Source organism: Umezawaea sp. NPDC059074 (assembly GCF_042738955.1).
Classification (GTDB): Bacteria; Actinomycetota; Actinomycetes; order Mycobacteriales; family Pseudonocardiaceae; genus Umezawaea.
Genome location: NZ_JBHYHC010000182.1, coordinates 1 through 14,775 on the forward strand (window position 1 = coordinate 1; position 14,775 = coordinate 14,775).

General features: G+C 69.3%; 6 protein-coding genes. All 6 read right to left on the bottom strand.

Annotation, left to right across the window (positions count from 1 at the left end; genetic code table 11):
• Nucleotides 1–598 precede the first annotated feature (598 nt).
• The 6 genes from ACFWW9_RS42370 to ACFWW9_RS42395 all read right to left on the bottom strand — a co-directional run bounded on the left by ACFWW9_RS42370 (nucleotide 599) and on the right by ACFWW9_RS42395 (nucleotide 13,950).
• A complete protein-coding gene (locus ACFWW9_RS42370) occupies nucleotides 599–1,912 on the bottom strand; it encodes a lytic polysaccharide monooxygenase (protein ID WP_390388668.1) in 1,314 nt (437 codons plus the stop codon).
• The gene (locus ACFWW9_RS42375; RefSeq protein WP_390388669.1) at nucleotides 1,909–3,513 is read right to left on the bottom strand and encodes a cellulase family glycosylhydrolase; all 1,605 of its coding nucleotides are present in this window, start codon (nucleotides 3,511–3,513) and stop codon (nucleotides 1,909–1,911) included. The genes ACFWW9_RS42370 and ACFWW9_RS42375 overlap by 4 nt, the downstream gene beginning before the upstream one ends.
• Nucleotides 3,514–3,591: 78 nt before the next feature.
• The gene (locus ACFWW9_RS42380) at nucleotides 3,592–6,279 is read right to left on the bottom strand and encodes a glycoside hydrolase family 9 protein (RefSeq protein ID WP_390388671.1); all 2,688 of its coding nucleotides are present in this window, start codon (nucleotides 6,277–6,279) and stop codon (nucleotides 3,592–3,594) included.
• Between the two features lie 33 nt (nucleotides 6,280–6,312).
• Nucleotides 6,313–8,976: a cellulose binding domain-containing protein gene (locus tag ACFWW9_RS42385; RefSeq protein ID WP_390388673.1), complete on the bottom strand. Its 2,664-nt coding sequence runs from the start codon at nucleotides 8,974–8,976 to the stop codon at nucleotides 6,313–6,315.
• 17 nt (nucleotides 8,977–8,993) lie between these two features.
• On the bottom strand, nucleotides 8,994–10,820 hold the full coding sequence (locus ACFWW9_RS42390) for a rhamnogalacturonan lyase (protein ID WP_390388675.1): 1,827 nt from the start codon (nucleotides 10,818–10,820) through the stop codon (nucleotides 8,994–8,996).
• A gap of 259 nt (nucleotides 10,821–11,079) precedes the next feature.
• On the bottom strand, nucleotides 11,080–13,950 hold the full coding sequence (locus ACFWW9_RS42395; protein ID WP_390388677.1) for a glycoside hydrolase family 48 protein: 2,871 nt from the start codon (nucleotides 13,948–13,950) through the stop codon (nucleotides 11,080–11,082).
• Nucleotides 13,951–14,775 lie beyond the last annotated feature (825 nt).

Genomic DNA, 14,775 nt, shown 5'->3' on the forward strand with positions numbered 1-14,775 from the left:
TCGCACCCGATTTGTCTTTTCATGGAATCTTTCCCGCCTTGACAAGACAAAACGGGTGTTGAAATAATTGCGCGAGCGGGGTGGGGAGACACCCACCCCCACCGGCGGAAGCAAACTCAATGCCCATGCCGAGGCATATCCGAGTAATAACACCCCTCCACCTCAGCAGGCTGAGGAGACAACGCCTCACCCCCAGGCGTACACCTCAGATACCGCAACCCCAACCTCTCCAACCCGGTCGTGGCACTAACAGCAAACCCCTCCCCAAACCCAAAATCCGGATCCCCCCGAACCTCCCCAGCCTCCAACGAAGCCTTCCACCCCTCCTCGAACTCCTTCATCCGAGAAGGCCGTATGACCACCAACCCCAACTTCTCATACGGCGCAACAGCACAGGTAGCCCACTCCGACACATAAGGCGCATACAACTTCGCCCTCAACGGCCCCACAAACGAAGCGAACTCCTCCAACGTCCTCATCTGAGGCGACGAGCACTCCCCCGTCCGAGCAGACACCCACCGCCCCACATCCACAGCAGACCCGGAGGCGGGGTCAACGGAAGAACATCCCGCCAACCCCACCACCACGGCCACCACAATCAGGCCCCGGAGCACGTCGCTCCGTTGAGCGTGAACGAACTGGGCAACGCGGGCGTCCCAGAAGAAGCCCCGTTGAACCCGAACGTCACCGACCCACCAGCAGGTATCGACGCGTTCCAACTAACCCCCTTGGCAGTGGCCTTCCCACTAGCCACAGCCACCTCAGCAGACCAAGCGCTACTGATGCTCTGCCCACTAGGCACATCCCACGCCAACGCCCAAGGATTCACCGCCGCCGACCCGGTGTTCTTCACCACCACATTCGCGGTAAACCCACCAGACCACACACTCGGCGTCGTATAAGCCACCGAACAAGTCCCAGGCGAAGACCCAGGCAACGTGGTAACACTCACCGCCGACGAAGGCGACGACACGTTCCCAGCAGCATCCCGAGCCACCACGTAGAACTGATAAGCAGTCCCACCAGTCAACCCGGTCACAGTCGCCGACGTCCCAGAAGACGACGCCACCAGCACATCGGTAGCCCCAGCCTCCCGATAAACCTGATACCCGCTAACCCCGACGTTGTCCGTAGCAGCAGCCCAACTCAACGCCACCGAAGTAGCCGACGCCGTAGCGACAGGCGTCCCAGGCGCAGACGGCTTCACGGTGTCCCCACCGCCACCCCCACCCGAGAACACCACGTCCGAACAGCTGTAGAACGCCTCAGGACTGTCCGACCGCTGCCAGATCGAGTAGATGACGTGCCGCCCGCTCTTGTTCGGCAACGTCGCGGTCCAGCTGTACTCCCCGTTCCCCAGAGCCGGGTTCGTCACCGAGTTGAACGGCGTCGACTCCAGGTCCGACCACTTCAACGGCTGCGTGACGTCGAACCCGTCCTTCGTCACGTACTGGTCCCAAGTACCGGGGTGCGGCGCCCACGCGTTGTACTTCATCGTGATCGTCGCGCCGGCCTGAAGCGAAGTCGACGGCCAGTCCGACCGCGCCAGGTTGTACGCGTCGTACTTGGTGGTCGGCCCGCACAGGTGCCCGTCCGAGATGATGTCCCGGTGCCGTCCCCCGGCCTGGCTGATCAGGTTGCCGAACCAGTCCCACAGCGGTTGCTTCCCGCCGATCCCCACCGCCGCGACGCACGCCGGATTGGTGGGGTTGAGGTCTCCACCCCCACCTCCCGCCTGTCCGTCGAGGTAGCAGCTGTAGGTCCTGCTCTGCGGGTAGGTCATGGATCCGTGCGCGAGCGCCACTCCGCCGGGCACCACGACGGTGGTGACGGCGGCGACGCCGATCACCGCCGCGCTCAGCGCGACTATTCGCTTGATCCGCAACGACTTCTCCTTCCGATCCGAGGTCACGAGACGGCGCAGGCAGCGCCGTTGAGGGTGAAGCCGGTCGGGACGGCGTTCGTCCCGGCCCACGATCCGTTGAACCCGATCCCCACCGATCCGCCCGCCGGGATGGCGGCGTTGTAGGCCACGTTCACCGCGCTGACGACCGCACCCGACTGGCTGGCGGTCGCGTTCCACATCTGCGTCACGGTCTGCCCGTTGGCGAACGTCCACCTCAACGTCCACCCGTTGACGGCCGCCGACCCGGTGTTGCGGATCGTCACGTCCGCCCCGAACCCGCCCTGCCACTGACTGGCCACCCGGTAGGCAACGGCACACGCGCCCCCACCACCGGCCGACGTCGTGAACGTGACCGTGCCGGACCTCGAGGACCGGTTTCCCGCCGCGTCACGGGCGTAGACCGCGACCGTGTACGCCGTCCCCGCGGACAACCCGCTCACTGTCACGGACGCCCCGGACGACGACATCAACGCCGTCTCGACACCACCACTGACCCGCACCACGTCGTACCCCGTGACTCCAACGGCATCAGTGGAAGCCGCCCACGACAACACAGCCCCGCCAGAAGACACCCCAGAAACCACCGGCGTCCCAGGCGCGGTAGGCGGCGTCGTGTCCACCGGCCCACCCCCGCCGAACACGGCGGCCTCCCGCGAGGTCTGCTTGATCCCGTTGGCCCCGTTGAAGATCCGCTGCCCCCACGCGCTCAGGTTCGCCGCGTCGAAGCCGATCGCCATGTCCAGGTACTCGACTCCGCCGCCGTTGCCGCTCCACGACCACCCGAGGTACCCGAGCCGCTGCGACTGCGTGTACGACAGGATCGTGTCCTCGTCGACGTCGCCGTCGGAGTGGGTGTTGCCGAACTCCCCCACCACGATCGGCAACCCGGCCGACACGAACCGCCCGAGGTAGTCGGTGATCTCCGCGGCGGTGTCGAACACCCCGTACATGTGGATCGAGAACACCGTGTTGCGCAACGAGTCGCTGGCGAACACCGAGGCCGCGTTGTCGCGCATGGTGAACGACCAGTCCTGGCCCCAGTTCGGCGCGTCCACCATCAGCGTGTGGGTGAACCCGGCCGCCCGCAGCCGCCCGATCGCCGTCTTCGTGTCGGCCGTCCACGGAGCCGTGTTCGTGTTGCCCCACGGCTCGTTGCCGATGTTGACGATGACGTACGCCTCCTGCCCGGTCAGCGCGCTCTGCACGCTGATCCAGTAGTCGACGGCCTTCGCCAGCGTCACGGCCGCGCTCTGCTCGCCGTACCCGGTGGTGTCGTGCACCTCCAGCACGCAGATGAGCTTGTTGGCCTTGCACTGGGAGATCACGTTCGCCACGTCGGCGGCGTCGTTGCGCGTCCACTGGTCGCCGCTGGACAACACCACGCGAACCGTGTTGGCCCCCAACGCCTTCACGTCCGACAGCGCCTTCGTGGTGCGCGACGCGTACCACGTGTGCGCGTGGTTGACCCCGCGCATGACGAACTCCGCGCCGGTCGCGTCGTACAACCGGCCGCCGGACACCTTGAACCCGGTGGCGGCGGAAGCGGGGACAGTGGTCAGGAACAGGACGGCGACCAGGGCTGTCGCCAGTGCCAGGAGCCTTCTCATCGGCAGGGACCTCTCGTGAGGCGGTGGAACCGGCGTGGGACGCCTGAGCGCGCAGGCGCCCCACACCGGAAACGGGGGCTAGGGCTCGACGCCCCAGGCGAGCGCGCCGCCGGTGTAGGCGGTCACGCGGTCGTGGTCCGCCCAGGAGGCGGAGACCCGGTAGCTGTGGTCGTTCGACTGGTCGAACGCCGACCAGTCGGACTTGGCGAAGCGGAGTTGCAGGTCTCCGCTGGTCGCGCCCGCGGCGACGCTGCCGCCGGTGAACGTGACCTGGAGGTAGGCGTCGGCCCCGGTCCGGGCGGTCGGCAGCTTGACGACCTCGGCCTTCACCTGGGCGCAGCCGATCACCGCCCAGTCGCAGAACACCTGGTACGTCGGTGACGAGGCATCGCCGGTGAACCAGTACCGCAGCGTCACCCCGCTCAGCGGCAGCGCCGTCGTGCCCCGGTTGGCGACCTGGAGGGTGGCGCGGATCTGGCTGTCCCGCACTCCCCCGTCACCGCGCTGCTGCACGGCCAACGCACCACCGCCACCACCACCGCTCGCCGTGGTCGTCACGGCCAACGCCGTGGACGCCGCCGACGTGTTGCCCGCCGAGTCACGGGCGCGCACGGCGAACCGGTAGGTGGTGGAGGGCGTCAACCCCGTCACCGCGTAGCTGGTCCCGGACACCGTCCCGACCACCGTGGACGTCGACCCGTCCACCCGCAGCACGTCGTACCCCGCCACCCCGACGTCGTCGGTGGACGCCGCCCAGGTCAACGTCAAGCCCGTGCTGCCGACCGCCGACGACGACAGTCCACTCGGGACGCTCGGCGCCTGCGTGTCCGGCGTGCTCGTGCCGTCCGGCACGGTGCCCCACACGGTCCGGCCGTCCTGCACCAGGACCATCCGGGACGTCGTGGTCGGCGTGACGTTGCCGACCGGCAGCCCCTGGTAGGACCAGTCGTTCGTCGGGTCCCACGTGCCGGAGCTGGTGAGCCGGACCTGGACCTCCTTGCGGTACGCCGACTGCCCGGCGGGCGCGATCCCGGTGCACGGGACCTCGACGTAGTACACGTTCCCGCTGTGCCGCAACGGCTTCGACGCCGCGCCGCACTGGTTGTAGTTGGTCGTCACGGTGATCTGGTCGGCGGTCGTCGAGCCGTCCAGGGTGAAGTAGTAGCGCAGCGAGCCGGTGAACGTCCTGGCGGGCCAGGCGGACTTGTTGAGGACGTACGACTTGATCTCGGTGAACCCGGTGCCGCTCTGGGTCACCGCCGCCTGCGTCAGCAGCTCCGGTCCGTCCGGCGTCTCCGCCACCGGGAAGCTCGCCGGCGGCGTGCCGCCGTACTCCCGGTAGAGCCGGGCCAGCGCCCCGGTGAACCCGGCGTTGTAGTCCAGCGCCACCTCGTTGGCCACGTAGTCCGAGCGACTGTCGACGTAGGCGTCGTTGTTCGTGCTCGGCCCGCCGACCAGCGCCCCGTACAGGACGTGCCTGCTCGTCGTGGGTTCGGCGATGCTGTCCGACCACGACCCGTGCGCCGTCCGGTGGTGCGGGTTGCGCGGCGGGTTCGCCCCGAAGCCCACGACGTAGCTGGCGTTGCGCGGGTTGTCGCCGAGCGCGTAGTTCACCTGCCGCACCGCGAAGTCGTGGTAGGTGGCCGCACGGGTGGCGTCCCGCGACTTGAGCCAGTCGCTGTACCCCAGAGCCACGAACGCCGTGTTCGCCGCGTACCGCAGCGAGCCCCACTGGTCGAGCACGGCCTGGCCGCCGGGCGAGTACTTCACCCTGTTGCCGTTGTAGCCGGTCGTCCAGAAGTCCAGCCACCGGTTGGCGTCGGTGATGTAGGTCTGCTCACCGGTCAGCTGCGCCATCAGCGCGTACGCCCCGTAGGACTTGTCGTCCCACGCGATCGTCCACTTGTAGGACCGCTCGGTGCTCTGCGGCTCGGTGCCGAGCTTCGGGTACTCGGCCTTCGCCTTGGCCAGGTACGCCGCGTCGCCCGTGGCGCGGTAGAGCCAGATCGCGCCCCACACCAGCTCGTCCTGGTAGCCGCTCCACGAGTTGTAGTAGTTGGCGGCGTCGGTGATGCACGCGCTGTACTTGCCGCGGTAGGTGTCCGCGAACGAGTAGAGCTGCTTGGCGTGGGTGATCAGCGTCGCCGCGTAGGTCGGGTCGGCCGCGGCGAACACCATCGAGCTCGACGCCAGCGCCGCCGCGTACTCCCCCGCCAGGTCGGAGCCGGGGCAGGACGCGTCGACCTTGTACGACGGCCGCGCCATCGGCATAACCTCGGCGGGGCCCCACCAGGCGTGGTCGGGGTTGCCCGCCCCGACCTGCCCGTAGACCACGTTCGGCGACGGGTGCGCCTTGACGATCCAGTCGGTGCCCCACTTCAGGTTCGCCCGCAGCGCGGCGAGCTGGCCGGAGTCGGTGTAGGCCTGCCGGTTCTCGACCGCGCCCCACGCCAGCATGGACATGGCGGCCGCGAAGGGCAGACCGAACTTGACGTGGTCGCCCGCGTCGAAGAACCCGCCGGACAGGTCGAGGCCGACGTCCGCGCCGTCGGCGAGCGCCGAGTCCCCGCGCCACGACACCCGGTTGTCCGACGACAGCCTGCCCGCCCGTTGGGCGTCGTAGAACCAGACGGACTTCTGCAGCGCCTCGCCGTAGTTGAACGCGGGAGCGGCGGACGCGCCGGGTGGCGCGGGCACCACCAGCCCCGCCGCCGCGAGGACCGCGGCGACGAGCCAGGTGATCGATCTCGACGTGCGACGGTGCACGGGATCCTCCGGAAGCGCAGGGGTGGAAGGGACTTACGTGCAGGTCTTGCCGTTGACGGTGAAGGCCGTCGGTCTCGCGTTGGTTCCGGTCCAGCTCGCCGAGAAGCCCACCTCGGTGGTGGCGCCCGCGGCGATCGTGCGGTTCCAGTCGGCGTTGGCGACGGAGACCGCCGCGCCGGACTGCGTGACCACGCCACCCCACAGGTTGCTGATCACCTGGCCGTTGGCGAACGACCACTTCGCCGTCCAGCCGACGATCGGGGCCGTGGAGGTGTTGGTGATCTCGACCTTGCCCTGGAACCCGCCCTGCCACTCGCCGGTCACCGTGTACTTCACCGAACAGCCGGTGGACGGGGTCGGAGTCGTGGTGGTCGTGGTCGTGGTGGTTGTCGTCGTCGTGGTGGTCGTCGAGGTGGGCGTGGTGCCCGACGACTCGCCCAGCACGATCCCGCGGCCGTTGGTGCCCAGGTAGACCCGGCCGTAGACGCGCGGGTCACCGGTGATGGCGTCGCCGATGTTCCCGTACTGGTGCCTGTCGTCGTTGATCCGCGTCCACGAGCCGCCGGAGTCGTCCGAGCGGAACACCCCGCGCACCCCGCCGACGAGCGCGATGGCGTACAGCGCCGGGTAGGTCCTGCCCGCCGCGGGCTTGCCGAAGCCGATGTTGCTCGACTCGGCGACCGACGTGGACTTCGCGAAGGTCGCGCCGGAGTCCGTGGAGTGCCACAGCCCCGCGCCACCGGCGAGCCACACGTCACCCTCGCGGCCCGCGACGGCCTTGAAGTGAGCGGTGTCCGGCAACCCGGTCGCCGCCGACGCGCTGAACGTGGCACCGCCGTCGACGCTGACGTAGAACCGGTTCGCCGCGTACCCGTAGAACTTCCGCGGGTTGACCCGGTCCGATTCCACGACCGCGCCCGCCGGGATGCCACTCGACGCCTGCCAGGAGTTGCCGAAGCCGACGGAGTAGTGCACCGCCGCCCCCTGCGGGCTCCAGACGAACCGGCTCCCGTCGGCCGCGGCGGCGACCGTGCCGCCGCCCGTGACGCCACCCGGTTCGGCTCCCTGGAACCAGTTCGAGCCGCCGTCGGTGGAGAACGCGATCCGGTTGTCGTTGGGGCGGCTCGACTTGTCGAACTGCCCCACCCGCACGATCGTCGCGGGGGTCAGCTCGGCGTAGTCCAGGCTGGTGGTCGTGGTGAAGGTCGGCGAGGTGAACACCTTGGCGGGCACGGCGTCCAGCCGGTCGTGCCGGAATCCGCCGATGTCACCCAGCGCGCTGATCAGCGGGGCCCCGGTGGGCGGGCTGATCAGGTCCAGCACCGCGGTCTCCTCCAGGCCCGCGACCATCGGCGTGATGGTGATCTTCCCGCCGGTGTCCCACGTCGTGAGGTTCCTGGTGCCGTAGATGGTCGCGCCGGTGCCGTACATCATCCGGTTGGAGTCGAACGGGTCGATCTCCATGGACTCGGTCATCCACCCCAGCTTCGGCGTGACCTCCGGCGGTTGCGGGTTCATGCCGAGCGACAGCCACGGCACCGCGGAGATGTCCTGCGTGTAGCGGAAGGACCGTTCGGGGTAGTTGGCCCAGTCCCAGATCCGGGTCCAGGTCGCGCCGGAGTCGGTGCTGCGGAAGAGGATGACGTCCGGCCACCACGCGACCTGCGTGGCGACCATGAGCGTGCCGGGGTGCTGCCGGTCGACGGTCAGCCCGCTGTACCCGAAGAAGTCGTCCGAGCTGCTGGACGGGATCGGGCTGATCTGCGTCCACGTGCCAGTGGCGGTGTTCAGCCTCCACACGTCGCCCTTGGCACCGTCGTACGGCCCGCCCGTGTCGCTCGTGGCGAGGTAGAGCTGACCGGCGCTGTCCAGGACTCCCTTGTGCGGCAGGAACCCCGTCGGCTGGCCCGCGACCCGCGCCCACGTCGTGCCGCCGTCGGTGCTGCGGTAGACGTTGTTCTGCTTGTCGGCGACCCCGACGTAGATGGTCTTGGTCGTCTGCCCCGCGCTGCCGGTCTTGGGGTCGAACGTCACCCAGAGCACGCCCTGGTTGTCGTTCAGGTACCCGTTGGGGTCGCTGGGGTCCTGGGCGTAGTTGCCCGCGTTGGGGAACGCGGTCACCTTGCCCCAGGTGACGCCGGAGTCCGTGCTGCGCCACAGGCCGTTGCCGCTCGGCGCGCCCAGGTACAGGACGCTGTTGCGGTTCGGGTCGATGGCGAGCCGCTCGCCCATGCCCCGGCCGGGCATGTTGCCGCCGAGCTTGAACGGCAGCGCGGTCTTCTGCCACGTGGCCCCGCGGTCGGACGACCGCAGGATCGCGCCGTTGTTGGGGTCCCAGCTGTTGGTGTACATGCCCGCGGCCACGTAGACGCGGTTCGGGTCGACGGGGTCGGTCGCCAGGCTCGCGACCCCGTTGAGGCCCCAGTCGGTCGCGCCGACGTGGTCCAGCAACGGGATCCACCGGCTGGTCGACGGGTTCCACCGATACGCCCCGCCGATGTCGGTGCGGGCGTACACGAGGTCGCGCTCGGACTGGTTGAACACGATGCCGGGGACGAAGCCGCCACCGGCGATCTCGACGTTGCTCCACGTGGTTCCGGCCTGGGCCTCGACCCGTGCCGGAGGTTCGGCGTGCGCGACGACCACGAGACCCGCGGTCGTCACCGCCGCGAGCAGACCGGCGATTGCTGTGCGCATAGCGGTTCCTTCCGGTGTCAGCGGGCGTAGTGGACGTCGGGCCACGGCGGGGTGGACATGCCGTCGCCGAGGAAGAAGCTCGGGTGCGGCGGCTGGTTGTAGGCGGTGTTCTGCCACGCGACCGCGACCCGGTACTGCGGGTCGTGCATCAGCGTCGGCAGCCGGCGGGTGGTCGGCGTGGGCGTGGAGTAGATCCGCAGCGCCGAGTTGTCCGAGGTGCGCCAGACGACCTCCTCGCGCCAGTCGCCGAAGAGGTCGGCGCTCAGCGCGGGCGTGGCCTTGGTGCCGTTGTTCGACGCGACGCCCGACGCGGTGAGCAACCGGGTCTCGCCGCCGGTGCCGTACTTGTCGATCCGGGTCTGGTCCAGCAGCTCGCGCACCGGGTCCGCGTCCCACCACACCAGGAAGTTCGCCGACGACGGCTCCCGGCCGACGGACGCGCCCCTGGTGTTGCGCAGGGTGGTGTCGGAGGCGGACCACGACTCGGCTCCGGGGCTGCCCGCGTAGATGTCGCCGGACACGCCGCGGCCGTTGTCCGCGCCGGACGCCGTCTGCCACAGCACCTGCCCGGTGCGGGCGTCGGCGAACCAGGACCCCGGCTTGGCCTTGTCCTCGGAGACCTTGAAGTACTCCAGGCCCGCCCGCGACGGGTCCAGGTCGCCCAGGTGGGCGGCGTCGCCGTGCCCCAGCCCGGTGTTCCACAGGCCGCGGCCGGTGTCGTCCACGGCCATTGCCCCGTAGACGATCTCGTCCCGCCCGTCGGCGTCCACGTCGGCGATCGTCAGCGCGTGGTTGCCCTGGCCCGCGTACGAGGTGTTGCTGTTGCTGTCGAACGTCCACCGCTTGGTCAGGGTCCCGTCGCGGAAGTCCCACGCGCCGATGACGGACCGGGTGTAGTAGCCGCGCGCCATGACCAGCGACGGGCGGGCGCCGTCCAGGTACGCGGTGCCCGCGAGGAACCGGTCGACCCGGTTGCCGTAGCTGTCGCCCCACGACGACACGGTCCCGCGCGGCGGGTCGTAGGACACGGTGGACATCGCCGCGCCGGTCAGGCCGTTGAACATCGTCAGGTACTCCGGCCCGGACAGCACGTAGCCGCTGGAGTTGCGGTAGTCGGCGGAAGCGTTGCCGATGACCACGCCACGGCCGTCGCGGGTGGCGTCCGCGGTCTTCATCGCGACCTCGGCCCTGCCGTCGCCGTCGTAGTCGTAGACCTGGAACTGCGTGTAGTGCGCGCCCGCCCGGATGTTGCGCCCCAGGTCGATCCGCCACAGCCGCGTCCCGTCCAGCCGGTAGGCGTCGATGAAGACGTTGCCGGTCACGCCGGACTGCGAGTTGTCCTTGGCGTTGTCCGGGTCCCACTTGAGGACGAACTCGTAGTCGCCGTCCCCGTCGAGGTCGCCGACGCTCGCGTCGTTCGCCGAGTAGCCACTGGCGGGCGACTGGATCGGGACGTCCCGGTAGCCGCCGCCGAAGGCGAGCGACGCCGGGGAGGCGGGCTGCTCGACGCCGTCGACGACCGCGCGCACGGTGTAGGAGGCGTCGGCCGCCGCGCCCGCGTCGAGGTAGTTGGTGGACCCGGTGATCGGTGAGCCGGTGAGCTTCGTCCCGGCCCGGTAGACGGTGAACCCGGTGGTCGGCGCGTCGCCCGCCAGCAGCCGCCACGACACCAGGTTGCCGGACCCGCCGTGGACGCTGACGAGCCCGCGGTCCAGCCGTTCGACCTGCTTGCGGCCCGCCGGGTCGGCGGACGCGGTTCCTTCCACGACGACGAGCGCGCTCAGCAGCAGCGGCACCGCGACAGCGGCGCGCACGACCCTCGCCCAGTGCAGGGGATATCGCACGAGTGCTCCTTCTCGACTGCGGCGGCTCCACCATGGGAGCACCGCCGACTCGCGCCCGTCAAGGACTGAACCGGTTAACTCATCAGCGTTCGAAGTATTCGAAACCCCTTGTGCCACAACGGTTAATCGCGTCAGAAAAATGCGCGCGGCAAAGTCCACACAGGACAGAACACGCCGGTGGCGGCGACGCGTGCGCGTGCTCGGGCCCCGGACCGCCGCCCCCCGCCTGCCGGGTTCGGGGGGCGGCGACCGTCCGGTGCTACCCGAACAGCTCGGTGTGCAGCGAGAACGCCGTCGCGATCTCCGCCTGCGCCCAGAACCTGTGGTACGTGAACGTCGGGGCCGCCCCGCCGTCCAGGTAGGCCTGGACCTTCGGCCACTCCGGGTCGTTCTTGAACTTCGAGCGGATCGACAGGAACGTGGAGTTCTGGTCGATCACGTCGCCGTTCGGCATCTTCCCGGTCCACCCGGACGGGACGTAGACGCCCTCACCGGTCGTGGCGTTGTACTTGTCGTCGAACCGGTTGTAGTCGGTCCGGGTCTCGGGCACCGCGATGCCCTTGTCGTCCTGGTGCGCCAGCAGCGCCGTCAGCAGTCCCTCGCCGACCGACTTGGCCTGCGCGTTGCCGGACTTGGCCGCGTAGTTGAGCAGCGTCTTGGCGTACGACGCCGCCACGCCCACGTCCGTGCTGAAGTTGAGCACCCTGGCGTGCAGGTTCGCGTTCGAGCCGGGGCTGCTCGGGTTCCAGGTGTCCGGCGCGCCGGTCCACTCGATGTCCGAGGGGATCTGGAAGTTCCCGTTCGTGCCGACCGTGGTGTTGGCGATCGCCCACGGCACCCACTTGTCGAGGATCTTCTTGGCCCGCGCGTCCCCGGTCATCTGGTAGAGCGAGGCCGTGCGCTCGATCCCCCACGCCTGGAAGCCGAACCACCGGTTGCTCGGCGGGTCGTGCCAGACCGGGTGCGGCTCGTAGTACATGCCGTAGAAGGTCGGCGTGCCGGAGGGCGGTGTGGCGTAGCTGCCCTCCCAGCTGTTGGTGACACCGCCCGCGATGGCCCCGTCGGCCGACTGGAGGAACTGGAGCATCTCCAGCTGCCGGTCGAGGCTCTTGGCCCAGTCCGCCTGCCCGGTGGCGGACAACGGCTTCAGCGCCGCGGTGTTCGCCAGCGCGTACGCGGCCAGCGGGTTCTGGTAGCCCTGGTGCGAGGCCCCGTCACCGATCCGCCACGCCCAACCGGCGGACGTGTCGGTGGCTCCGCCCCACGCGTAGTACCAGGACATCAGGTAGTGGTCGCTGTCCTTGCCGGTGCCCGCCGCGCACGCGGAGGCCCCGACGCAGTTGCCGATCTTCTTGAAGTACTTGTCGAACATGGCGTACCGGAGGTAGTCGCCCATCTTGGACGCCTTCTTGATCTCCGACGCGATGTCGCCCGCCTTGCCCTGCGCGGTGGCCCAGGTCTGCGCCAGCAGCGCCACCTGCACCGCGCGCGCGTCGGCGTCCGGGGCGTTGGTGTACTTCCACTGCTTGGCGTAGGACGCGTCCTTGGTGAACAGGTCCAGGTAGCCGTTCGGGCCGCCGTGCTTGAACGTGTCGCAGGACGGCTGCGGGATGGTCTCCCACACCGACTCAGACGACCCGCGCTGGTAGGTGTTGATGTAGGCGGGGGCCGTGGTGCCGTCGCCGCAACGCCCGAAGCCGAGGGTGTTGTCGACGTCGATCAGCCAGTGCATGCCGTAGATGTCGCTGGTGCCGTAGGCCGACTTCAGCTCGTTGGCGATCGGGTCCGCGCCCACCTTGACGTTGGCGTCCAGCACCGACGGGTACTGGTCCATCCGCGGGTGCTCGGGCGCGTAGGTGGCGGGCTTGGACGGGTCGTACTTGGAGTTGGTCGGCTGGTCCGCGGTGGCGGGGATGATGAACTTCTCCATCGACGCCCACGCCGCCTTGAACGGGGCCCAGTCACCGGCGATCCGGCCGTAGCTGGCCTCCAGCCACAGGTAGTAGCTGAACGCCTCCGACGTCGTCTGGTGGCCGTGGTCCGGCGCCTCGACCATCAGGGTCTCGACCGAGTGGTAGGGCACCAGCAGGTCGCCGAACTTGCGGAAGTAGCCGCTCGCCGGGTCCTTGATCTTGTTGTACTGGTCGAGGAACGCCTGGTTGAAGTCCGAAGTGGATGACGAGATCTCCTTGACCACCACGGACGCCGCCGTCTGGCCGCTGGCCGACGCCGAGAACGTGGCCGTGCCGAGGTCGCCGCCGTTGGCCGCCGAGGTCACCGTGACGTTCTGCTTGGTGGCCCAGTTCGACGTGCTGAACGTCAGCGTGGTCGGCGACGCCGTGAGGTCGGAGCTGCCCGACGCCCGCGCCACCGTCACCGTGACCGGCGACGTCGGCTGGATCGCCAGCGAGACCCCGAACGTGCCCGTGCCGCCCTGCTTCACGCTCAGCGCGTTCGGCGAGGCCAGCACCGCGGGCCCGGACAGGACCTTCACCGCGGCGGGCGTGGAGCTCGTCGCGGCGCCCTTGTCGTCGTAGGCGCGGGCGCTGATCGAGTAGTCCCCGACCGGCACCCCGCTCCACGACCCGGCGAACGGCGCGGCCGTGTCGGTGGCCAGCAGCTGGTCGCCGTTGTAGAACTCGACCTTGGCGATCGTGCCGTCGGTGTCGGACGCGGACGCGGCGAGCGGGATCGTGCCCGGCGCGGTGTAGGTCGCCCCGGAGGCGGGGCTGGTCAGGGACACCGTCGGAGCCTTGTTGGCACCGGTGCAGGCCACGCCGTTGACCGCGAAGTCGGTCGGCACGGCGTTCGTGGACCCCTTGCTGCCGTTGAACCCGACCTGCGCGCTGCCCCCCGCCGGGATGGTGCGGCCCCAGTCGGGCGCGGTGACGGTGACCTTCGTGCCGGACTGGGAGAACGTGCCGTTCCAGCCCTGGGTGACCTGCTGGCCGTTGGCGAAGTTCCAGGTCAGGTTCCACCCGGTGATCGCGTCGCCCTCGTTGCGGATGGTGGCGGTCGCCCCGAAGCCGTTGTTCCACTCGTTGGTGATCTGGTAGTTCACCGTGCAGGCGACCGCCGCTTGCGCCACCCCGCTGGTGGCGGGCAGCACGGACGCCACGATCAGCGCCACGACGGTCAGTCCCGGTAACGGTCGCCTGAGGAGCGGACGTGCTCTGCCCCTGTTCCTCATTCGGTCCTCCTCGATCTCGGGTCGGCGTCGACCCGTGCAGGGGTGAGCGCCGAAGGGACGGGGCGTGCCCGTGCTTCGATCGCTTCGGTCGTGCGGACTGGCGGGACGCGGCAGGCGGCAGGCTGATCAGCGGAACGCGGGTCTGCTCCGGCAGGCCTCGGCGGCGTCGTGCACAGGGGAGAACGGAGTGCGCGTCATTGCGGAACCTCCGGAACGTTTCTGGGAGCGCTCCCAAGTTAGGGCCAGACACCACGAAAACGCAATGGACCGGGCATTTCCTGCGCCGACCGGACGCGCACCCCAACGGCCGATCGGCGCAATTCAGGAAAGCCGCAACATCAACACCACCGTCACGGAAATCGCATTCGGACGGGTCTCGAACGGCCTAACGCGACCCTGTCCACCCACCGGATGTAGCTGTGCGTAGACCGATCGCCGTCTCACTTGCCCGAAGACCGGGTTTTCGGCCGACTTTCGCGACAGCGAGTGTCTGAACACCGGGACGGCGGCCGCCTTTTCGCGGCCTTCGGGTCTTTTCGCGCACGTTTCCCTCTGGTTAAAGTCCTTCCCACCTGGGAGCGCTCCCAGCTTTCCTGCACCCGCTGTCGAACACCACCCGCGACCCCTGCCCCGTGCTGTGAGCAGCGCGGACGTCTGCCCCGCCGGACCGCGCCGCGGCGGGGCAGGCACCCCGATTTCCCTGCCGCCGCCCTGAAACGCGGTGCCGGGGGGGGGCGCGTCGCTCCCCCCGGCACCCGACCCATC